This window comes from uncultured Agrobacterium sp. (assembly GCA_913777615.1).
GTDB lineage: Bacteria > Pseudomonadota > Alphaproteobacteria > Rhizobiales > Rhizobiaceae > Agrobacterium.
This window is the reverse complement of sequence record CAJYTK010000011.1, coordinates 163,487-183,480: the sequence shown is the minus strand read 5'-3', so window position 1 is coordinate 183,480 and position 19,994 is coordinate 163,487. Positions and strand designations below refer to the sequence as shown.

The window sequence follows — 19,994 nt, the reverse complement described above, 5'->3', positions numbered from 1 at the left end:
CAGGGGTGGGCGATTTGATGGATTCGGTTGTGCAGAAAGAGTTGGAAGGTAACAACTCGGCGTCGGCAACGGAGGTTGAAAATCTCTGGGAGAGCCCCAGTCGCTTTGTGAACCGCGAATTTTCCTGGCTGCAGTTCAACCGCCGTGTTCTGGAAGAGACGCTGAATCCCGCCCATCCGCTTCTGGAACGACTGCGCTTTCTCTCCATCTCCGCCGCCAATCTGGACGAGTTCTTCATGGTGCGCGTTGCCGGTCTGGAAGGGCAGGTGCGCCAGTCCATCAGCATGAAGACACCTGATGGCAAGACGCCAGCCGAGCAGCTTGAGGAAATTCTCAAGGAAATCGACAATCTTCAGATGGAGCAGCAAGCCTCGCTTGCCGTTCTGCAGCAGTATCTTGCTAAAGAAGATATGTATATCGTTCGTCCGCCAGCGCTTTCGGACGAAGACCGCGCATGGCTGGAAAACGAGTTCGAGGAACGTATCTTCGCGGTGTTGACGCCGCTCTCCATCGATCCGGCGCACCCCTTCCCCTTCATTCCCAATCTCGGCTTCTCCATGGGGCTCCAGTTGGAAAGCGTCAATGGGCGCGAGCCGATGACGGCGCTTTTGCGCCTGCCAACCGCACTTGATCGTTTTATCCGCCTGCCGGATGACAAGACGGCGATCCGTTACATCACGCTCGAAGATGTGGTGGGGCTCTTCATCCACCGGCTCTATCCGGGCTACACCGTCAAGGGCTTCGGCACATTCCGCATCATCCGCGACAGTGATATCGAGCTGGAAGAAGAGGCCGAAGATTTGGTTCGCTACTTCGAAAGCGCGCTGAAGCGTCGCCGCCGTGGTTCGGTGATCCGTATTGAAACCGATAGCGAAATGCCGCAGTCGCTTCGCCAATTCGTTGTCCAGGAGCTGGACGTTCCGGAAAACCGCGTGGCCGTCCTGCCGGGCTTGCTTGCGCTCAACACGATTTCGGAACTGGCGAAAGCACCACGCGAAGATCTCAAATTTGAAGCCTACAACGCTCGCTTCCCGGAGCGTGTTCGCGAACATATGGGCGACTGCCTGGCCGCCATTCGCGAAAAGGACATGGTGGTTCACCATCCTTACGAAAGCTTCGACGTCGTCGTGCAGTTCCTGCTTCAGGCGGCGCGCGATCCGGACGTTCTGGCGATCAAGCAGACGCTTTACCGCACCTCCAATGACAGCCCGATCGTTCGCGCTCTGATCGATGCCGCCGAACTCGGAAAGTCGGTGACGGCGCTCGTCGAATTGAAGGCGCGTTTCGACGAAGAGGCCAATATCCGCTGGGCGCGCGATCTGGAGCGCGCCGGCGTGCAGGTCGTCTTCGGCTTCATCGAGCTTAAAACCCATGCGAAGATGTCTATGGTTGTGCGCCGTGAAGATGGCAAACTACGCACCTATTGCCATCTTGGTACTGGCAACTACCATCCGGTGACGGCGAAGATCTACACGGATTTGTCCTTCTTCACCTGCAATCCGAAGATCGCCCATGACATGGCCAATATCTTCAACTTCATCACCGGCTATGGCGAGCCGGAAGAGGGCATGAAGCTGGCGGTTTCGCCCTATACGTTGCGCCCGCGCATCTTGAAGCATATCAACGACGAAATCGAGCATGCCAAGAACGGCGCGCCGGCTGCGATCTGGATGAAGATGAATTCTCTGGTCGACCCGGAAATCATCGATGCGCTTTATCGGGCAAGCGCTGCGGGTGTGGAGATCGATCTGGTCGTGCGCGGCATTTGCTGCCTTCGCCCGCAGGTCCCTGGTCTTTCTGACAATATCCGCGTCAAATCGATCGTTGGTCGCTTCCTCGAGCACAGCCGCATTTTCTGCTTCGGCAATGGCCAAGGCCTCCCGTCGGACAAGGCGCTGGTCTATATCGGTTCTGCCGATATGATGCCTCGCAACCTCGATCGACGCGTCGAGACCCTCGTGCCACTCGTCAATCCGACTGTGCATGAACAGGTTCTTTCACAGATCATGCTCGGCAATCTCATTGACAACCAGCAGAGCTACGAGATACTTCCCGACGGAACGTCCAGGCGTATCGAGGTGCGCAAGGGCGAGGAACCGTTCAACGCGCAGCACTATTTCATGACCAATCCCAGCCTGTCCGGACGTGGTGAAGCTTTGAAATCCAGTGCGCCAAAACTGATTGCCGGGTTGATCTCTTCCCGCAAGAAACAGGCTGAATGACACGATCAGAAGCACAGGGGCGGCTCGTCGGCCTTGCCCCCGTTTCCGTCATCGACATCGGTTCGAACTCGGTTCGCCTTGTCGTTTATGAAGGTCTATCGCGCGCGCCTGTGGTGCTGTTCAACGAAAAGGTACTGTGCGGTCTGGGCAAAGGGCTGGCGCTGACCGGGCGCATGGACGATGAAGGCGTAAGGCGAGCGCTGATGACGTTGCGCCGTTTTCGCGCGTTGTCCGATCAGGCGCAGGCCACCCAGGTGCATGTCTTGGCCACTGCAGCAGCACGAGAAGCCGAAAACGGACCTGACTTCATTCGCGATGCGGAAGAGATTCTCGGTTGCGAGATCGAGGTTCTCTCCGGCGAGCGTGAGGCTCTTTATTCGGCCTATGGCGTCATTAGCGGGTTTCACGATCCCGATGGCATTGCCGGCGACTTGGGTGGCGGATCGCTCGAACTGATCGACATCAGGGGAAACACCTGCGGCAAGGGTATCACGCTGCCGCTCGGCGGTTTGAGGCTTTCCGAACAGGCAGGAGGCTCGCTTGAGAAGGCGACGGCTTTTGCCAAGAAACAGGTCAAGAAGAGTGCCGATTTGCTGGCGGCCGGCGAAGGCCGCACCTTCTATGCCGTCGGCGGTACATGGCGCAACATCGCCAAGCTCCATATGGAGATCACCCATTACCCCCTGCACATGATGCAGGGCTATGAGCTTCCGCTTCAGGAGATGTTGAACTTCTTGAATGAGGTCATCGCCTCTAAGGACAGCAAGGATCCGGCCTGGCAGGCCGTTTCCAAGAACCGCCGATCGCTGCTGCCATTTGGCGCGGTTGCCATGCGTGAAGTGCTTGACGTCATGAAGCCGGCGAAGATTGCGTTCTCGGCGCAAGGCGTGCGTGAAGGCTATCTTTACTCGCTGTTGTCCGAAACGGACAAGATGGCGGACCCGCTGCTGGTCGCAGCCGACGAACTCGCGGTTCTGCGTGCCCGGTCTCCCGAGCATGCCCGTGAACTCGCGGATTGGACCGGCAGAACGGTCCCTGTATTCGGCATCGATGAAACGGAAGAAGAAGGACGATACCGGCAGGCGGCATGCTTGCTGGCGGATATCAGTTGGCGCGCCCATCCGGATTACCGCGGGCTACAAGCTCTGAACGTCATTGCTCATTCATCCTTCGTGTCGATCACCCATCCAGGCCGCGCCTTTATTGCGCTCGCCAATTATTATCGCTTCGAAGGCCTGAACGATAATGGCACGACGCAGTCGCTTGCCGACATGGCCGGGCCGCGGCTGCTGGAGCTTGCCAAACTGCTGGGCGGGCTGCTCCGCGTCGTCTACCTCTTCTCGGCCTCCATGCCGGGCGTGGTGGATCACCTGCGGTTCCGCAAGTCGGATAACCCGGATCTCGATCTGGAATTTGTCGTGCCGCATGAGTATTGCGATTTCGCCGGCGAGCGGCTGGACGGACGCCTGCAGCAGTTGGCGAAGCTGACGGGAAAGCGGCTGGCCTTCGTTTTCGAGTAATCTGTGAACACTTAGCGCGGATAATAAGGTTCGCTGAAGGGAGAGAGCGCCGCCGAGAGGGCGACGCTCGTAATCGTCACTTCGCGTCGAGCAGGTCTTTCACGTCCAGGATGACGAACTCATTGTCGTCTGCCTTGTCCAGCGCACGACCGGCCGAGAAGGGCAGGTTGTTGTCGTTGCCGACGATGATATGTTCGGCATCGACACGGTCGACGTTTTCAATGGTGACGAAAGGCATGGTATAGATGCCGTTCTCGGAGCCCTGCCGGGCTTTCGTGTCGGGATCGGCGATCTTCATCAGATCGATGTAGCCGATCTTCCGGGCGGCCTTGCCGACATTGGCGTCGTTGAACTCGATCTTGTAGATGCGTTTCACCTTGGCAGGTGCTGCAAAGCAGTTCGGCTCCGGCTTCTTCGGGTCGGCACAGGCCTTGTCGGACGTACCGGCACCGTTGTCGCGCTCGATCACCAGCGCAGTGCTGTCGTCCAGCATGTTAAAGTCGCCGATTGCCTCGCCACCTTCTGCTAGAGGATAGAGCCATGTGCGGCCCGTCCATGCCTTAGACGCGACGTCGAGTTCGATGATACGCAGGCCAGTCGCACCGTCTTCCGTCTTTTCGACCTGACCGTCAGCGGTGTAGAGCGGGCCTTCCAGCAGGCCATAAATTTTCGTGCCATCCTTTGACATCGCCATGCCTTCAAAGCCACCAGAGCGCTTCAGGTTGAAGGCGGGAAGTTTCTGGGTAGGGTTGCCAGGGAGCGCCAGCATCGGGTTGTCGGGAGACTTGACTTCGATATCACCGGCCTTGGTAGCGATCACATCCGTCAGCTTGCCGTCACGGCTGAACTTCAGAATATAGGGTCCGAACTCTTCGCCGACCCAGAAACCATCCGCGACGGGCTGGATGGATTCCACATCGAAATCCGCGCCTGTCAGATAGCGCTTATCCGAACCTTCCATGACGATCGGGAAGGGTGCCTTTTTGTCGGGATCGGACAGGAAGACCGTTTCGAGCGCGTTCACCTTGCCGGCATCCCAGTCGAATTTCAGGTGGTGAAGCATCAGCATCGCATCGCTGGAGTTCAGCTTCGAGCCGAAGCCGTTGTCGGAGAGGCTCCAGAAGGTACCGTCTTCCACGGCCTTGATGCCGGAAAAGCCCTGCATCGCCTGACCGTCGAACGGCATGGACAGGCCCGTCTGACGAACGCCGTCCTTGCCCGGCACAGTGCCGAGGCCGTCCGCACGTTTGCGGTCTGGCGTGGTGAACTTGCCTGCACTTTTCAAAAAGTCCGGAGCATCGACCGGTGCCGGGATGATCGTATTGGCTGGCAGAATGGCCTGCGATACGAGCTTTGCCGAAAACTCTTTCTCAGCGGCAAGCGCATTGAGGGTTCCGAGCGTGAGGAAGACAACTGAAGAAAGCAGGATTTTTTTCATGGAGCATACCTGTCTGTTGCATAGAGCGGCGTGCTTCCTTTAGGACGCACAAAGGACGCTCTAACTTTTTGGATTTACGCATCGTGCTTTCCGAAAATCGATTCCGATTTTCGGGCCGATGCTGTGGAGGAGCAATGGACCGATAGGCGGGCTTTGTGACAGGCGCACAAAATCACTTTGAAGCTTTGATGACGGCCTTTGTTTCTTACAACGTCGGCTGGCGGCTGAGGGCGCAGACGCCAAGTGTCTGACCGCGACCTTTGACGGCATGTTCGCCGAGATACTCGCTCTTTATGCCCTTGGGCAGGAGAAGTTGATGGGCAAGATCGGATGAGATCAGAATGGGGTGGCCAAGCATTTTGCTCAGCGATTCCAGTCGTGCCGTCGTGTTCACCGTATCGCCGAAATAGGTGATCTTGTGATGGTCCACGCCGATTTCGGCCGTGATCACCGGCCCGCCGTGAATGGCGAAACGAAGCTTCGGTACAGTACCGAACTGGGCAATCCAGGTCGCACGGCTGCTTTCGATTTGCGACAGGATATCGAAGACGCAGTTGATGCAGGCCGCACGACGGATCGCGAGATGATAGGGCCAGGTGATGATCGCCGCGTCGCCGATATAGTCGTCGATGACGCCGCCATGTTTCCTGACCGGAGCGGCATAGGCGGAGAAAAGCTCCCCTAGAAACTCCTGTGCCTTGAGGTCTCCATGGGTCTCGGCAAAGGAGGTGGAACCGACGAGATCGATGAAGAGAAAGACGCGTTCTTCGCTGACCGGCCTGCGATAGCGTCCCAGGATCAGGTCTATGAAGATGTCGCGTCCCAGGAGCTCTCGCACTCGCATGATGAAGACGATGATGGCGCAGACACCCAGCGTAAACACCATCGTCTGCATTTCCGCATGCACGGCGCGCGCCCAGCTTGTGGGAAGAACGCCGGTCGCCCACAGAATGGTGCCGCCGAGACCGAATCCACAAAAGACGAGGATGACATAGACGACCATGCCGACCGCAATATAAGCGGGAGTCGGCAGCATGCTGATCTTTTTAGAAAGGCCCGGGAGAATTTGGCCACGTTCAAAGGCGAGAATCGGCGCGCAGGCGAATAGGGCGTACGTTGCCCCAATAAATGCGCCGCCGCCATATTCGAGGAATGCATAGACCACGCCGCTTCCGGCAACCGCCAGAAACAGCACGACATAGTCCAGCATCGCCAGAATTTTTCTCATCATCTGCCCTTAACTGAGGGGATTGGGTGTCACTTCCTCCCAAGTGAGCAGGTCGATTCCTCCCGGTGCGGGATCATAATGCGGATCAGATGCCGCCAAAAGAGATGTTCAAGCGATCGATCATGAAGAGGCGCGGTTGTGGCAGTTTTGCACGATCCCCGCTTTTCACCTTATTCGGTGGCCTGACTCTGGCCTGGCATCTCGACTGCCTCGACCTTCTTGCCTGCAAAGCGTAGGGCGACTTCTCCGCGGATGAGCTTCAAAGCGGGCTCACCGAAGAGTTCACGACGCCAGCCCGAGAGCGCCTGAACCTCTGCCTTTTCGCCTTCGGATGCGATCTTGTCGAGATCCTCGCTGTTGGCGATCACCTTGGCGGCGACACCGTGCTTGTCCGCCGAAAGCTTCAAGAGCACCTTCAACAGTTCTACGGCGGCACCCGAGCCTTCCGGCGAATGGCTGTGGCGCGGGGCCTGCGGCATGTCGGCCTTGGGAAGGGCTAGTGCCGCATTGACCGTCTCGATGATGGCCGTGCCGGAGGTGGAGCGCTCCCAACCCTTTGGAACGGTGCGCAGGCGTGACAGCGCTTCCGCATCCTTCGGCTGCTGCTGAGCGATCTCGAAAATCGCATCATCTTTGAGCACGCGCGAACGCGGAACGTTGCGCGAGCGTGCTTCGCGCTCTCTCCAGGCTGCAACGAATTTCAGGATGGCAAGCTCGGTCGGCTTGCGAAGCCGCGACTTCAGACGCAGCCATGCATCGTCGGGATGCATGTCATAGGTCTCGCGCGCTTCCAGAATATCCATCTCTTCCTTCAGCCAGGATGAGCGGCCTTCACGCTCCAACTGCGCCTTCAGCGCCAGATAGACATCGCGCAGATGGGTGACGTCCGCCAGCGCATAATCCAGTTGCTTTTCCGAGAGCGGACGGCGGCTCCAATCGGTAAAGCGGGAGGACTTGTCGATCTGGACGTTCTTGGTCTTCTGCACCAGTTGATCGTAAGAAATCGAATCGCCGAAGCCGCAAACCATGGCTGCGACCTGTGTGTCGAAGATCGGATGGGGGATGAGGCCGCCGAGATGATAGATGATCTCGATATCCTGGCGGGCGGCGTGAAAAACCTTCACCACATTCGGATCGGCCATCAGTTCGAACAGCGGCGTCAGATCGATACCCTTCGCCATCGGGTCCACCAGCACTTCGAGCGTGGGGCTTGCCATCTGCACGAGACAGAGCTGCGGCCAGAAGGTGGTTTCGCGGAGAAACTCGGTGTCGATGGTGACGAATTCCGATTTCGCCAGATCCTTGCAAGCGTCGGCGAGTGCTGCTGTCGTTTCAATCATTACGTTTGGCCAGTCCTGGAAAACACCCCGTCTTACTTTCCCTTTGGGCGCCGCATGTCAATATCAGAGGCGGCTTTACTCCACGCTTTTGCCCCGCCAATCGTCGATCTCGTGCCGTATTTTCTTCTTACCCGCCTCTCTTTGGCGTTCAGCAGTAAGTTCCGGCCGGGCGGCAAAGCCTCGTGCGTGGCGCTTTTCCTTGACAAATCGGTTCAGCCATGCGCTTTTCCGCCAAATTTCGAAAGTCGGCCCCAGAGGCCATGACACGCTTCTTCAGGATACAATCATGCATCGCTACCGCAGCCACACCTGTGCCGCTCTTCGCAAGTCTCACGTCGGCGAGACCGTCCGTCTTTCCGGTTGGGTGCATCGCGTTCGAGACCATGGCGGCGTTCTCTTCATCGACCTTCGCGACCATTACGGCATTACCCAGGTGGTTGCCGATCCCGACAGCCCGGCTTTCAAGGCGGCTGAGACTGTGCGCGGCGAGTGGGTGATCCGCATCGATGGCACCGTGAAGGCGCGTTCGGACGATACCGTCAACAAGGGCATGGCAACCGGCGAAATCGAGCTCTATGCACAAGAGATCGAAGTGCTGGGTGTTGCCAAGGAATTGCCGCTGCCGGTCTTCGGTGAGCCTGACTATCCGGAAGACGTTCGCCTGAAGTATCGCTTCCTCGATCTTCGCCGCGATACTCTTCACAAGAACATCGTCAAGCGCACCCAGATTATCTCCGCCATGCGCAATGGCATGGCCGAGGCTGGCTTTGCCGAATACACAACTCCGATCCTGACGGCTTCCTCGCCGGAAGGCGCGCGCGACTTTCTCGTGCCGAGCCGTATTCACGAAGGCAAGTTCTTCGCTCTGCCGCAGGCGCCGCAGCAGTACAAGCAGCTTCTGATGGTGGCAGGCTTCGACCGCTACTTCCAGATCGCGCCTTGCTTCCGTGATGAAGATCCGCGTGCGGACCGTCTGCCGGGCGAGTTCTACCAGCTCGACGTGGAAATGAGCTTCGTAACGCAGGAAGATGTCTGGGCAACCATGGAGCCGATGATGACATCGGTTCTGGAGCAGTTCGCCGAAGGCAAACCCGTCACAAAAGAATGGCCGCGCATTCCTTACGACGAAGCGATCCGCAAATACGGCTCCGACAAGCCGGACCTGCGCAACCCGATCGTCATGCAGGCCGTGACCGAGCATTTCGCTGGTTCCGGCTTCAAGGTCTTCGCCAACATGATCGCGTCGAACCCGAAGGTCGAAGTCTGGGCAATCCCTGCCAAGACCGGCGGTAGCCGCGCGTTCTGCGACCGCATGAATGCCTGGGCACAGGGCCAGGGCCAGCCAGGCCTCGGCTACATCTTCTGGAAGGAAGAGGACGGCAAGATCGCAGGCTCTGGTCCGCTCGCCAAGAATATCGGCGAGGAGCGCACCGAGGCACTGCGCACGCAGCTTGGCCTGGAAGCCGGTGATGCCTGCTTCTTCGTGGCGGGCGATCCTGCCAAGTTCTACAAGTTTGCCGGTGAAGCCCGCACCCGCGCCGGTGAGGAACTGAACCTCGTTGATCGTGACCGTTTCGAGCTGTGCTGGATCGTCGACTTCCCCTTCTTCGAATATAACGAAGAAGACAAGAAGATCGACTTCGCCCACAACCCCTTCTCCATGCCGCAGGGCGGTATGGAGGCGCTGGACGGTCAGGATCCGCTGTCGATCAAGGCCTACCAGTACGACGCCGTCTGCAACGGCTTCGAGATTGCGTCTGGCTCCATCCGTAACCAGTCTCCGGAACTGATGGTGAAGGCGTTCGAAAAAGTCGGTCTGTCGCAGAGCGACGTGGAAGAGCGCTTCGGCGGTCTTTACCGTGCCTTCCAGTATGGCGCACCTCCGCATGGCGGCTGTGCTTTCGGTATCGACCGTGTGGTCATGCTGCTGGTCGGGGCAAAGAACCTGCGCGAAATCACGCTGTTCCCGATGAACCAGCAGGCGCAGGACTTGCTGATGAATGCGCCGTCGCCTGCGACGCCGACACAGCTTCGCGAACTGGCTTTGCGCGTCGTTCCGTCCAAGAAGGACTAAGCGATATGCTCAGGCAGATCGCCGAGCGTCTCCAATCAGCATTCACTCGTGCACTTGCGGCAGCCCTGGCTGCCGCTTTTGCGTTCTGGGCCTCACGATATTTGCTCGGCCATCAGCAGCCCGTCTTCGCTGCGATCAGCGCGTTGATCTGTCTGGCGCCGGGCATTCCAAGCCAGATCCGTCAGGGTTTAGGCCTGATCGTTGGCGTCACCGTCGGCATTCTGGTGGGCGAGCTTGCGCTGATGATCCCGGCAGATCTTGCGGCGGTCCGGATGGCGTCAGCCACCTTCGTCGCCATGATGATCGCTGCTGCCTTCGGCATGGCGCCTGTGGTGCCGATACAGGCCGGCGCATCAGCCATGCTTGTGCTGTTGATGGGGCCACAGGTCGCGGGCCTTGCCCGTTTTCTCGACGTGCTGATCGGCGCCTCGACAGGCCTCATCGTCGCGCTCGTGTTCTTCCGTGAGCGGTTGAAGTTTTAGAGCATTTCTGGCGCCGCTGGCTGTAAATCAAATAAAGCAGCGGAGGCGATCAGCCTTCACTGCTTTATTTCGAAATCCAAGACTTTATGGAGCGACGGTTGGCTTAGATCGAGCGTGCTGGCGGCATGGGTTTGAGCGTGTTCATCAGAGCGCCGTAGGGTAGCAAGAGGACGAGTCCGACGAGAACCTTCACCGACAGATCGCCGAGCGCCCAGGAGATCCAGCGCGGGGCTTCAGTTGAGAAGATGCCAAGGATCGGCGCATTCTCGATGGCGAAGGCATCGTTCGGACCAATGAAGGCAAAGCTCGCTGCAAAGGCGATCGAGAAGAACAGCACGGTATCGAGTACGGAGCCGAACATGGAGCCTGCCAGCGGCGCACGCCACCAGCTTTGGCGACGCAGACGATTGAACACCGAAATGTCGAGCAACTGGCCGATCAGATAAGCGGTGCCGGAAGCAATCGCGATCCGCGGCAGCGAGGTCCAGAAGGATAGCGTGACGCCAACGATGAAGCCGGCCAGCACGACGCGACGCGCAATGGAGGGGCCGAACTGCCGATTGGTCAGATCCGTGACCAGAAAGGCGACAGGGTAGGTGAAAGCACCCCAGGTGAGAAGATCACCAAGATTGATGCCGAAGAGCGTGCCGGACAGCGGATACTGAACGAGAATATTCGATGCGACGACGACGAGGGTCATCAGCAGCACATAGATAAATGTTTGGCGCAGATAAGGCATTTTTTTATCCTGGGTGATGCCACCAGTTGGAGCGAACATATGCAAGCGGCGAGCCGTCTCAAACAGCGATGCAGCCTTGCGCGAAAAACGGGGAAGCTGGACGCAAAGGCATCCGCTACCCCTAAAACAGACAAAAGGCTTGAGCGGCAGAGCCATTCAAGCCTTTTGAAAAGGATAGACGTTTGAGCGGCTATTAAGCGGCTTCAGCGGTCTTCTTTGCGATCTGGCGACGCAGCAGGCGGGCGCGCATCGAGAGCTCGTTTTCGTCAGACTTCAAAAGGAAGGCATCGAGGCCGCCACGATGTTCAACGGAGCGAAGAGCGGCTGCGGAAACGCGCAGACGGAAACGCTGGCCGAGAGAATCGGAAATCAGAGTAACCTGGCAAAGGTTCGGGAGGAACCGGCGCTTGGTTCTGTTATTGGCGTGGCTGACGTTGTTGCCCGTCTGGACGCCCTTGCCGGTCAATTCGCATACACGGGACATGGGTACACCTATTCGTTGTCACTGTAAGACTATCAGTCTGCTCTCCGGCAAAATCCGGTTCGCAATCCAACAGCCGATGATTGGAAAGTTGCGGTTCTATAGTCAGAGCCGTCCGTGCAGTCAAGCCGCTCGCGCCTTTTTGTGCGCGATTTCACCGGTTTTGCTGTGGCTCCCGCTTTTTTATTGCCACAAGTCAGCGTATATGATCGCCGGAAATGCACGGCTTTCGCCGTTGCCGAGGTGATATCTCTATGATCGTCCATGCACAAAGACTTTTTGCCGTGACAGCGCTCGTGCTTTGCGGCCTTACGCCCGCATTGGCCGCCGAATCGCGCCATGACAGCGAATACTCAATCGCGCTCGGACCGTTGCCGATCGCGCGCGCCAACTTTTCGACGAAGATGAACGGCTCGACATACTCGATTTCCGGCTCTTTCAGTTCGGCGGGCATTGCCAGCGTGCTCAAGGATATTTCCGGCAAGACGACTGTCTCTGGCGCCAAGCGCGGCAACCGCATGCAGGCCAACGAATATTCGCTGGTGTATAAGGACGGCAAGCGCACCCGCACCTATGATGTGCAGTATCGGAATGGCAACGTCACCTCCACGACCGTCAATCCGGCACCGAAGGCGCGGCCGGACAATTGGGTGGACGTGAAGGATCGCGATCTTCGTTCCGTGCTCGATCCGATTTCCGGCCTGATCTTCCCGGTTGGCGGCCGTATCTGCCCCAGCCGGTTGCCGATCTATGATGGTGAGTCGCGTCTCGATCTGGTGCTGAGTTCCAGTGGAACGAAACCGTTCAAGACCAATGGCTTCTCAGGCGATGCTGTCGTCTGCAACATGCGCTATGTTCCGAAATCCGGCTTCCGCAAGGGCCGCAAGGATATCGAATATCTGAAGTCGATCTCCATGGAGGTTTGGTTCGCCAAGGCCAGCAGCATGGATCTCTATGCGCCGGTCTATGCCCGGATCCCGACAAAGGTCGGTCAGGTCTATATCACTGCGACAAAGTATGGCGGCTGACGGGCAGGCGATTAACCCGGTGCCCAGCCGGGCTCTGCCATGACAAAGCTGTCGAAAACGAAGCCGGGTGCGACGGTGCAGCCAACGAGGGTGAACTCGCCAAGGCTTTCCGCTGCCTGCCACCAGTTTGCCGGCACGATCGCCTGCGGTTGTTCACCGTCCAGCACCGCTGGCCCAAGCCGCACGGTCGAGACATTCTTTCCATCTTCGCACATATGAAGCGATAGGGCTGAGCCGGCGTAATAGTGCCAGATTTCAACCGCGTCGATCACCTTATGCCAGTGCGATCGCTGGCCCTTTTCGAGCAGATAATAGATCGCCGTCGAATGACCGCGCTCCGGGCCATCGGGATCGCGAAACGTCTGGCGATAAAAGCCACCTTCGGGATGCGGCTCCAGATTGAGTGCGGCGATGATGGCAGCAGCGGATTGTTCTACCGCCATCAGAACTTGTCCTTGCGGGCTCTGATCTCAGCAAAGACATCCTCGTCAGTTGCACCTTCCAAGCCAAGATGAGCACGAATGCTGGCGTCAGCCACGCGCAAATAGGGGTTGGTCTGCTTCTCGAGCGCTATCGTCGTCGGAATGGTGAAGCGGCCCTCGCTGCGCAATGCTTCGACTTCACTCAGGCGGCGCGTCAGTGCTTCGTTCTCGGGATCGACCGTCACAGCAAAGCGGGCGTTGGAGAGCGTATATTCGTGACCGAAGTAGACTTGGGTGTCATCCGGGAGCGCCATAAGCTTTCGGAAAGAGTGCCACATATCGGCGGCTGGGCGCTCGAACAGGCGCCCACAGCCCATGGCAAACAGCGTGTCTGCGGCAAAGAGCAGGCCGTCATCTGGAAGATAGTAGCAGATATGTCCGGCGGTATGTCCCGGCGTGGAGATGATCTGCACGCGACGCCCGGCAATCTCGAATTCATCGCCGTCGGCAGCGGTCTTGTCGAGACCGGGAATGGCAACCGCCTCGTCATGCGGCCCCCGGATTTCGCAGTGGAAGCGCTCTTTCAAAGCCAGATTGGCATCCACGTGATCCTGATGGTGGTGGGTTGTGAAGATGTGGGTCAACTGCCAGCCGCGGCGATTGAGAGTGTCCAGAATCGGCGCTTCCTCTGGCGCGTCGATGGAAATCGTCGTTCCGCTTTCGCTGTCATGCAGCAGCACACCAAAATTGTCACTTCGGCATGGAAAGACTTCGATATCCAGCGGCTTCATGGTCGGCTCCCTATCTCGCAATAAACCTGTCTCTTCTATTTAGGTGACACGCGCTTGAAGTCCAAGCTTGAAGTCCTTTCGCGACCCGCTACATTCCAGCGATGAACACCGATATCGTCGATCTGCGCGAATTTTATCATTCCCCGCTTGGCCGTTCTGCCGAACAGGCGATCACCATGGCGCTGTCGACGCTGTGGCCAACGCTTCCGGATGAGCGCCTCGTCGGGCTCGGCTATGCGGTGCCGTTTCTCGATCGGTTCCGCCACGACACCGAACGCACCTTTGCCTTCATGCCCGCAGGGCAGGGCGCGGTGAACTGGCCGGCGGGCGAACTCTCCTCCACAGCTCTTGTCTTCGACGAGGAACTGCCGCTGCCCGATTCCTCGATCGACCGCGTGTTGATGATCCACTCGCTGGAATTCGTCGAAAATCCGCGCGAGGCTCTCAAGGAACTCTGGCGCGTTTTGGCGCCCGGCGGCCGTCTGGTTATCGTGGTGCCCAATCGGCGAGGTGTGTGGGCGCGCATGGAGCATACGCCCTTCGGTTCCGGACGCCCCTATTCCCGCAGCCAGTTGACGGCCCTTCTGCGCGAAACGAACTTTACCCCTGGCGCCTCTGCCGAAGCGCTGTTCTTCCCGCCGTCCAAGGTGCGGTCCGTGTTGAAGTTTCGCCGCTACATGGAGACGATCGGGCGCAGGCTATGGCCGGTCTTTTCCGGCGTCATCATCGTTGAAGCGCAAAAGCGGCTCTATCAGGGTCTTCCGGTGACACAGCGTGCGTCCCGTCGCGTCTTCGTCCCGGTACTGGCGCCGCAAGGCGTGCCTAGTACCCGAACCACATTGACGCAGGGCCGGAAACAGCAAAAGCCGCGCTGATACTCGACAACGGGTTGCTTCCAGTCTAATGCCTTCGGCATTGTCAGGCCGGATTTCCCGGCGCTTTTTCGAAGGTCGATGAAATGAGTGCAGAGCTTAACCAACCTGTTCCGCGTCCAGGCATACTGGACATCGCCGCCTATGTTCCGGGTAAGGAGCATGTGGATGGTGTTGCGAAGGTCTATAAGCTCTCCTCCAACGAAACGCCGCTTGGCGCCAGTCCCAACGCCATCGAGGCGTTCAAGGCGGCGGCCTCCAATCTGGAAATCTACCCGGACGGTCAGGCGGTGGCGCTGCGCCAGGCGATCGCCGATGTGCACGGTCTGAACCCGGCCAACATTATCTGCGGCAATGGCTCTGATGAACTGCTCGGCCTGCTCTGCCATGTCTATCTCGGCGCGGGCGACGAGGCTATCATCACCGAGCATGGCTTTCTCGTCTACAAGATCCAGATCATGGGTGCGGGTGCCAAGCCAATCACCGTGAAAGAGACCGACTGCACGGTCAATGTCGACGCAATCCTCGATGCGGTTACACCGAACACGAAGATGGTGTTCATCGCCAATCCTGGCAATCCGACCGGCACTTATGTTCCCGTCTCGGAAATCCGCCGTCTCCAGGCCACCCTGCCAAAGAACGTCATTCTGGTTCTTGACGCGGCTTACGCCGAATATGTGCGCAAGAATGATTACGAAGCCGGCCTTGAGCTGGTTTCCGGCAGTGCCAACGTCGTCATGACCCGCACTTTCTCCAAGGTCTATGGTCTGGCAGCGCTGCGCGTCGGCTGGATGTATGCCCCGGGTGCCATCATCGATGCGCTGAATCGTGTGCGTGGTCCGTTCAACATGAACGCGCCGGCCATTGCCGCTGGCGCTGCAGCCATTCGCGATCAGGCCTTCATGCAGCAGGCCGTGGCGCACAACCTGCTGTGGCTAGACAGATTGACCTCGGTCTTCACCGAACTCGGCCTGAAGGTCACGCCGTCGGTTACCAACTTCGTTCTCATTCATTTCCCGGATGAGGACGGCAAGCGCGCAGCCGATGCCGACGAATTCCTGAGCCGCCGTGGCTATATCTTACGTGCCGTGCGTGGTTATGGCTTTGCCAATGCTCTTCGCATGACAGTCGGCTCGGAAGAGGCGAATCTCGGCGTCATCGCAGCGCTCAAAGAGTTCATGGGTCAGGCGTGATGGAGGGCATTCTGTTTGAACGCATCGCGCTGATCGGCATTGGCCTCATCGGCTCGTCGATTGCCCGCGACATCAAGGAACTTGGACTTGCGCGCGAGGTCGTCGTCTCCACACGCCGGGAAGAAACGCTGAAGCGTGCCGAGGAACTGAAACTCGGCACCTCCTACACCGTCTCGGTCGCCGATGCGGTGAGCGACGCCGATCTCATTATCGTCTCGGTTCCCGTCGGTGCCTCCGAAGAGGTGGCAAAGCAGATCGCACCGCATTTGAAGGCAGGCGCGATCGTGACCGATGTCGGCTCCACGAAGGCATCCGTGATTGCCCAGATGGCGCCGCATATGCCTGAGCATGTTCACTTCATTCCCGGCCACCCGCTGGCGGGTACGGAAAAATCCGGCCCGGATGCCGGTTTTGCTGGTCTCTTCCGTGATCGCTGGTGCATCTTCACGCCGCTGCCGGGTACGGATGCTGCAGCTCTCGATCGTCTGAAAGGCTTCTGGCTGGCGCTCGGCTCACGGGTCGATGAGATGGACCCAGAGCACCATGACAAGGTGCTGGCGATCGTCTCGCATCTTCCCCACATCATCGCCTACAATATCGTTGGCACGGCGGACGATCTTTCGACGGTAACGGAATCGGAAGTCATCAAATATTCGGCGTCCGGCTTTCGCGACTTTACCCGATTGGCTGCGTCGGACCCCACCATGTGGCGCGATATCTGCCTGCACAACAAGGATGCGATCCTTGAAATGCTGGCGCGGTTTTCGGAAGATCTTGCCTATCTGCAGCGCGCGATCCGCTGGGGCGAGGGCGACAAGCTGTTCGAGCTTTTTTCCCGCACCCGCGACATTCGCCGCTCCATCGTTCAGGCAGGTCAGGATGTCGATGCGCCGGACTTCGGCCGTCATACGCTAGACCAGAAGAAATAGGATCTGCATTTCCGGCGTCATTCTTGGGCCGGAATTGCGTTGAAGACTTTGGGTTCGCGTCTTCAGCGGATGTTGGAGTAGACTTCACAAGGGCGGCTATCGCTGATCGGCAATGGTGGGGAACACTGAAACACAGGCTCGAAGAGGGCGTCTGCGGAAACTGATTGCAGGGGCGGGCGGTCTTGTTGCCGCCGGCCTGTCGCTTGGTTATTCCATGTATGAGCGGCGCGAGAGCGAGCTTGTCCCGGTGGTGGAAGCTAAAAAGACTATCGATGCCGGGCGTTGGCAAGTGGCGCTGGAATCTGCTCGTATCATCGCGCTCACGCCGAACGGGCTGAAGGTCACTCCCAGGAAACAGGCAGTTGCTGTCGAAATGCGCCTTGAGAACCTGTCCGCAGAAAGCTCAAACATCTATGGCGACCTTATCAAGCTCGACAACATTAAGGATGCACCGCGACCGGCGTTCTATCTCGATCGGGATCGTGATCTGCTGGGCGACTTGCAGCCGGTGATGCCAGAGATGGTTACAGCCGTGTGGGAACTTCCCGCAGATGCTCCGGTGCCATCCTCACTGGACCTCTCGGTTCAGGGTGAGGCTTTTCGTCCGCGCGATAACCTCTATGCGGCACCGGGTTGGTTTGCGAAAGGCCCCGTCGCGAAAGTCGTTCTACCCCTGTCCGGTGGCGCATCCGTCGAGGAAGCACCATGATCCGCGCGGTCTTTTACTCCGCTCTCGTCGCACTTTCGGTGGGCGCCCTGATAGCGCTGAAGGAAACGACGCCGTCATACGCCATGCTGACAGGTCCGATCGTCACAGATGGACATGCGAGGGAGGAGGTATCCGGGCGCGCATTCAGCGGTAAAGTTTCGCAGGTTCGCAAGGCCAAGGTGCTCTCCTATGAGAGCTTCGGACGGAAGGTGGAGCGCAGCACCTCGGGTGTCTGGCTTGTCGTCGCAGTGGACGCTGCTGCATCGGCCGAGACCTTGCCCCTCCAGGCCGCGACAATCGTCGGCGCATCCGGCCGCTCATACAGGCAGTCTACGCGGGTGGACGGTGTGCCGGGCGCCCTGTCGACCAAGACCATCCAACCTGGCTTGCCAACGTCTGGCATATTCGTTTTCGAGTTGCCGGAGGCGGAGACCTCACGAATGTCGCTACTCTTGGCCAGGCAATATTTCCCGCAACTCAGCGACCAGCTCGATATCGCTATTGATGCGGACAAGATTGTCTCCCAAGCGGCATTGGAGATCGGCAATGATGGGCGCTGATCGCGAACGCACATTGTGGTGGATTTCGTTTATCAGCCTGCCTGCCCTGGTGGTGCTGGCTTTCTCGCTGAGCGCCTGGCGCAGCTTTCAGGAATATCAACGCCGTAGTGAAATTGAGATCGTCGGCAACGCAGGCGATCGCATCTACGCCGGAGCGCTGTGGCAGGTCGAGGCGGCGCGTCTGCTGGGCGATGGCAAGGATACGCCGCTTCGGCTTCCCGGGGAACGACGGCTGGTCATCCTTCGGCTGAGCGCAACGGCGGTGAAAGACATCGGGGAAGATTGGTCCCAGTGTCAGATCAGTCTGGTCGATGGCGAAGGACGCCGGTGGTTGCCGCTGGATGTGACACTGTCCAACAATGTCAGTCGCGAACTCGATCCGAAGGCAACGCCGATCAATGGCTGCGGCATCGCCTCGCTGACACCGCTTTCGAAAGGCGAGAACACCTTGATTGAGGAGAAATTCCTTGTACCGGCGCCGGTTGCAGGACGGCTTTCGGCGCGCATCAGTTTCGCCGCGTCCCGCCCCGCCGCACTTTCCATTCCGCTTCGTCTTGGTGCGCGATAGGAAAACTCAGACGAAAGCAGGCCTAAACGTCCAGCGTGCGTGCCCGCCATTCACGGCCTCGCGCAAAGCCGATTTCGAGCGTGGCGGCAAGCAGGCAGATCTTCAGAGGCGAGACCAGCAGTCCCTCTCCGGGATCGCTGGGCGTGCCGAAAAGCAAGGAGATCCCTTGTGCGATGACTGGCCAGAGCGCCGTTTCCTGCGGACCGATCCATCGTGAGATCCCGAACCATGCCCATGCCGAGCCGAAATCGAGCAGGCGGTAGGAGAGAATAGCACAAAGGGTCAAAGCGAAACCGGAGCTGAGCGCCAGCCCAACGCCTTCCGTCAGGGTTCGGTAGCGCTTCAACGTGCCCGCGATGAAGTGAGCGACGAAGTCCTGCAAAAACTTCGGTAGCGCTTGCCATCTGGAGATTGCGGCAGAAAGACCGCGGGCCGGCAGCGGATGTTCGCCATTGATATCGTAGCCATAGATCAGTGCTGCGATCGTCAGCCAGACAGCCGGATAGAGCGCATAGAGGAAGACAGATTGTAGACGTTGGCTGAATGAGGTGTCGGCAAACTCAGCGGGCGCAGGGAGATCCTGCGCGATAGCGCCGGGTACTGGGTCAAGCATCGTAAAGAGGTTGCAGATGACGTCCGGCAGATGCGTGAACCAGTTGCGAATGTCGTCCTGCCAAGTGGAAATGACAAAGATACCGATGAATGCCCAGTTCGCTTCGCAGATAACGATGACTATCGGCCATAAGGGCGACTTCGATCGCTTGCTCATGAATTTCGCAAAGCGTCTGATGGCCCAGGCAATCGCGACGGAAACGACGAGCCAGGCGCCACCCGTGACCTCCAGCAGCTTTGCGGTTTCGCCTGACAGCAAGAGGTCGAAGGAGAGCCTTGCATAATCTCGTAGCGTGTCGGCGAGGAAACCCCAGGCGGCATAGAAGGCGAAGAAGGGAACGAGCGTTAGTGCCAGCGCGGTGACGAAGTTCGTCTTCCTCGCCACGCCCGGCTCTGTCGCTCCCAGATCATTCTGAGCGGATGCGGCTTGGAGCGTTGGAAGGCCGCGCCGGACTGTCTCGAACAGCGCGACGATGATGACCAACTTTAAGAGGACGACCAGCGATAACAGAGACAGGCCCGCCAGTGCATTCCATCGACCAACGAGAGCGGCGAGATCAGTCAGCGCGAGGCCTCCCGAGAAGCCGATCAACCACAGCGCGATGAGTTGCGGCCAGAAGCGTGCAAAGAGCATGAGCGTCAGATGCAGAGCCGCCGCGCAGTCACGTAGCGGGTTGGTTTCAGACGGCTTTATCGACTCCAGAGATTGCTGCATCTGCCTATCAGCGTGTGTTTCAAACCGGACACTTTGACCGGCGCCCATCAATCGGTATGACGGGAGCCGGT

The 19,994-nt window shown here is 58.6% G+C and carries 19 protein-coding genes; 11 read left to right on the top strand and 8 right to left on the bottom strand.

Annotated features, from left to right (window positions below):
• Positions 1 to 17 precede the first annotated feature (17 nt).
• Both QZ862_RS09960 and ppx read left to right on the top strand, forming a co-directional pair.
• On the top strand, positions 18 to 2,222 hold the full coding sequence (locus tag QZ862_RS09960; RefSeq protein ID WP_296018106.1) for an RNA degradosome polyphosphate kinase: 2,205 nt from the start codon (positions 18 to 20) through the stop codon (positions 2,220 to 2,222).
• Positions 2,219 to 3,742 carry an exopolyphosphatase gene (gene ppx / locus QZ862_RS09955; protein WP_296099488.1) on the top strand — a complete coding sequence of 508 codons (1,524 nt, stop codon included), beginning with the start codon at positions 2,219 to 2,221 and terminating at the stop codon, positions 3,740 to 3,742. The genes QZ862_RS09960 and ppx overlap by 4 nt, the downstream gene beginning before the upstream one ends.
• Before the next feature lie 76 nt (positions 3,743 to 3,818).
• On the opposite strand, the gene QZ862_RS09950 is transcribed toward ppx, so the two are convergent.
• From QZ862_RS09950 to rnd, 3 genes are all read right to left on the bottom strand, one after another.
• A complete protein-coding gene (locus tag QZ862_RS09950) occupies positions 3,819 to 5,180 on the bottom strand; it encodes an esterase-like activity of phytase family protein (RefSeq protein ID WP_296099484.1) in 1,362 nt (453 codons plus the stop codon).
• A gap of 205 nt (positions 5,181 to 5,385) precedes the next feature.
• Positions 5,386 to 6,408: an adenylate/guanylate cyclase domain-containing protein gene (locus tag QZ862_RS09945; RefSeq protein ID WP_296018100.1), complete on the bottom strand. Its 1,023-nt coding sequence runs from the start codon at positions 6,406 to 6,408 to the stop codon at positions 5,386 to 5,388.
• Positions 6,409 to 6,578: 170 nt separating this feature from the next.
• On the bottom strand, positions 6,579 to 7,748 hold the full coding sequence (gene rnd, locus QZ862_RS09940) for a ribonuclease D (protein ID WP_296099482.1): 1,170 nt from the start codon (positions 7,746 to 7,748) through the stop codon (positions 6,579 to 6,581).
• 286 nt (positions 7,749 to 8,034) lie between these two features.
• On the opposite strand from rnd, the gene aspS reads away from it, so the two are divergent.
• Both aspS and QZ862_RS09930 read left to right on the top strand, forming a co-directional pair.
• Entirely contained in the window at positions 8,035 to 9,822 is a 1,788-nt protein-coding gene (gene aspS, locus QZ862_RS09935) for an aspartate--tRNA ligase (protein WP_296039319.1), read from the top strand.
• 5 nt (positions 9,823 to 9,827) lie between these two features.
• On the top strand, positions 9,828 to 10,304 hold the full coding sequence (locus QZ862_RS09930) for an FUSC family protein (RefSeq protein ID WP_296080154.1): 477 nt from the start codon (positions 9,828 to 9,830) through the stop codon (positions 10,302 to 10,304).
• Positions 10,305 to 10,407: 103 nt separating this feature from the next.
• Here the strand turns inward: QZ862_RS09930 and QZ862_RS09925 are convergent, their stop codons facing one another.
• Together QZ862_RS09925 and rpmB are read right to left on the bottom strand one after the other, a co-directional pair.
• Positions 10,408 to 11,043, bottom strand: coding sequence for a queuosine precursor transporter (locus QZ862_RS09925; protein WP_296018094.1), 636 nt, complete (start codon positions 11,041 to 11,043; stop codon positions 10,408 to 10,410).
• Between the two features lie 193 nt (positions 11,044 to 11,236).
• Positions 11,237 to 11,527, bottom strand: coding sequence for a 50S ribosomal protein L28 (gene rpmB, locus QZ862_RS09920; RefSeq protein ID WP_296018092.1), 291 nt, complete (start codon positions 11,525 to 11,527; stop codon positions 11,237 to 11,239).
• Positions 11,528 to 11,778: 251 nt separating this feature from the next.
• On the opposite strand from rpmB, the gene QZ862_RS09915 reads away from it, so the two are divergent.
• Positions 11,779 to 12,552, top strand: coding sequence for a DUF3108 domain-containing protein (locus QZ862_RS09915; protein ID WP_296018091.1), 774 nt, complete (start codon positions 11,779 to 11,781; stop codon positions 12,550 to 12,552).
• Between the two features lie 11 nt (positions 12,553 to 12,563).
• Here QZ862_RS09915 and QZ862_RS09910 read toward each other — a convergent pair whose 3' ends face one another.
• Positions 12,564 to 12,995 carry a cupin domain-containing protein gene (locus QZ862_RS09910; RefSeq protein ID WP_296018088.1) on the bottom strand — a complete coding sequence of 144 codons (432 nt, stop codon included), beginning with the start codon at positions 12,993 to 12,995 and terminating at the stop codon, positions 12,564 to 12,566.
• Positions 12,995 to 13,765, bottom strand: coding sequence for a hydroxyacylglutathione hydrolase (gloB, locus tag QZ862_RS09905; protein ID WP_296099479.1), 771 nt, complete (start codon positions 13,763 to 13,765; stop codon positions 12,995 to 12,997). The genes QZ862_RS09910 and gloB overlap by 1 nt, the downstream gene beginning before the upstream one ends.
• A 101-nt stretch (positions 13,766 to 13,866) precedes the next feature.
• Here gloB and QZ862_RS09900 point away from each other — a divergent pair, with 101 nt between their 5' ends.
• The 6 genes from QZ862_RS09900 to QZ862_RS09875 all read left to right on the top strand — a co-directional run bounded on the left by QZ862_RS09900 (position 13,867) and on the right by QZ862_RS09875 (position 18,596).
• Entirely contained in the window at positions 13,867 to 14,640 is a 774-nt protein-coding gene (locus QZ862_RS09900) for a class I SAM-dependent methyltransferase (RefSeq protein WP_296018084.1), read from the top strand.
• A gap of 83 nt (positions 14,641 to 14,723) precedes the next feature.
• Positions 14,724 to 15,830, top strand: coding sequence for a histidinol-phosphate transaminase (hisC, locus tag QZ862_RS09895; RefSeq protein WP_296099477.1), 1,107 nt, complete (start codon positions 14,724 to 14,726; stop codon positions 15,828 to 15,830).
• Positions 15,830 to 16,759 carry a prephenate/arogenate dehydrogenase family protein gene (locus QZ862_RS09890; RefSeq protein ID WP_296099886.1) on the top strand — a complete coding sequence of 310 codons (930 nt, stop codon included), beginning with the start codon at positions 15,830 to 15,832 and terminating at the stop codon, positions 16,757 to 16,759. The genes hisC and QZ862_RS09890 overlap by 1 nt, the downstream gene beginning before the upstream one ends.
• A gap of 112 nt (positions 16,760 to 16,871) precedes the next feature.
• Complete coding sequence (locus QZ862_RS09885; RefSeq protein ID WP_296018078.1) at positions 16,872 to 17,468, top strand: hypothetical protein; 597 nt, start codon at positions 16,872 to 16,874, stop codon at positions 17,466 to 17,468.
• Positions 17,465 to 18,028: a hypothetical protein gene (locus QZ862_RS09880; protein ID WP_296099474.1), complete on the top strand. Its 564-nt coding sequence runs from the start codon at positions 17,465 to 17,467 to the stop codon at positions 18,026 to 18,028. Before QZ862_RS09885 ends, QZ862_RS09880 begins: the two co-directional genes overlap by 4 nt.
• Positions 18,015 to 18,596 carry a hypothetical protein gene (locus QZ862_RS09875; protein WP_296080135.1) on the top strand — a complete coding sequence of 194 codons (582 nt, stop codon included), beginning with the start codon at positions 18,015 to 18,017 and terminating at the stop codon, positions 18,594 to 18,596. The genes QZ862_RS09880 and QZ862_RS09875 overlap by 14 nt, the downstream gene beginning before the upstream one ends.
• A 22-nt stretch (positions 18,597 to 18,618) precedes the next feature.
• Here QZ862_RS09875 and QZ862_RS09870 read toward each other — a convergent pair whose 3' ends face one another.
• Positions 18,619 to 19,923: a hypothetical protein gene (locus tag QZ862_RS09870; protein ID WP_296099472.1), complete on the bottom strand. Its 1,305-nt coding sequence runs from the start codon at positions 19,921 to 19,923 to the stop codon at positions 18,619 to 18,621.
• Positions 19,924 to 19,994: the final 71 nt, after the last annotated feature.

Bases quoted from the DNA above. Each gene is read 5' to 3' on its own strand.
- QZ862_RS09960 (WP_296018106.1), top strand. From the start codon at position 18: ATGGATTCGGTTGTGCAGAAAGAGTTGGAAGGTAACAACTCGGCGTCG.
- ppx (WP_296099488.1), top strand. From the start codon at position 2,219: ATGACACGATCAGAAGCACAGGGGCGGCTCGTCGGCCTTGCCCCCGTT.
- QZ862_RS09950 (WP_296099484.1), bottom strand. From the start codon at position 5,180: ATGAAAAAAATCCTGCTTTCTTCAGTTGTCTTCCTCACGCTCGGAACC.
- QZ862_RS09945 (WP_296018100.1), bottom strand. From the start codon at position 6,408: ATGAGAAAAATTCTGGCGATGCTGGACTATGTCGTGCTGTTTCTGGCG.
- rnd (WP_296099482.1), bottom strand. From the start codon at position 7,748: ATGATTGAAACGACAGCAGCACTCGCCGACGCTTGCAAGGATCTGGCG.
- aspS (WP_296039319.1), top strand. From the start codon at position 8,035: ATGCATCGCTACCGCAGCCACACCTGTGCCGCTCTTCGCAAGTCTCAC.
- QZ862_RS09930 (WP_296080154.1), top strand. From the start codon at position 9,828: ATGCTCAGGCAGATCGCCGAGCGTCTCCAATCAGCATTCACTCGTGCA.
- QZ862_RS09925 (WP_296018094.1), bottom strand. From the start codon at position 11,043: ATGCCTTATCTGCGCCAAACATTTATCTATGTGCTGCTGATGACCCTC.
- rpmB (WP_296018092.1), bottom strand. From the start codon at position 11,527: ATGTCCCGTGTATGCGAATTGACCGGCAAGGGCGTCCAGACGGGCAAC.
- QZ862_RS09915 (WP_296018091.1), top strand. From the start codon at position 11,779: ATGATCGTCCATGCACAAAGACTTTTTGCCGTGACAGCGCTCGTGCTT.
- QZ862_RS09910 (WP_296018088.1), bottom strand. From the start codon at position 12,995: ATGGCGGTAGAACAATCCGCTGCTGCCATCATCGCCGCACTCAATCTG.
- gloB (WP_296099479.1), bottom strand. From the start codon at position 13,765: ATGAAGCCGCTGGATATCGAAGTCTTTCCATGCCGAAGTGACAATTTT.
- QZ862_RS09900 (WP_296018084.1), top strand. From the start codon at position 13,867: ATGAACACCGATATCGTCGATCTGCGCGAATTTTATCATTCCCCGCTT.
- hisC (WP_296099477.1), top strand. From the start codon at position 14,724: ATGAGTGCAGAGCTTAACCAACCTGTTCCGCGTCCAGGCATACTGGAC.
- QZ862_RS09890 (WP_296099886.1), top strand. From the start codon at position 15,830: ATGGAGGGCATTCTGTTTGAACGCATCGCGCTGATCGGCATTGGCCTC.
- QZ862_RS09885 (WP_296018078.1), top strand. From the start codon at position 16,872: ATGGTGGGGAACACTGAAACACAGGCTCGAAGAGGGCGTCTGCGGAAA.
- QZ862_RS09880 (WP_296099474.1), top strand. From the start codon at position 17,465: ATGATCCGCGCGGTCTTTTACTCCGCTCTCGTCGCACTTTCGGTGGGC.
- QZ862_RS09875 (WP_296080135.1), top strand. From the start codon at position 18,015: ATGATGGGCGCTGATCGCGAACGCACATTGTGGTGGATTTCGTTTATC.
- QZ862_RS09870 (WP_296099472.1), bottom strand. From the start codon at position 19,923: ATGCAGCAATCTCTGGAGTCGATAAAGCCGTCTGAAACCAACCCGCTA.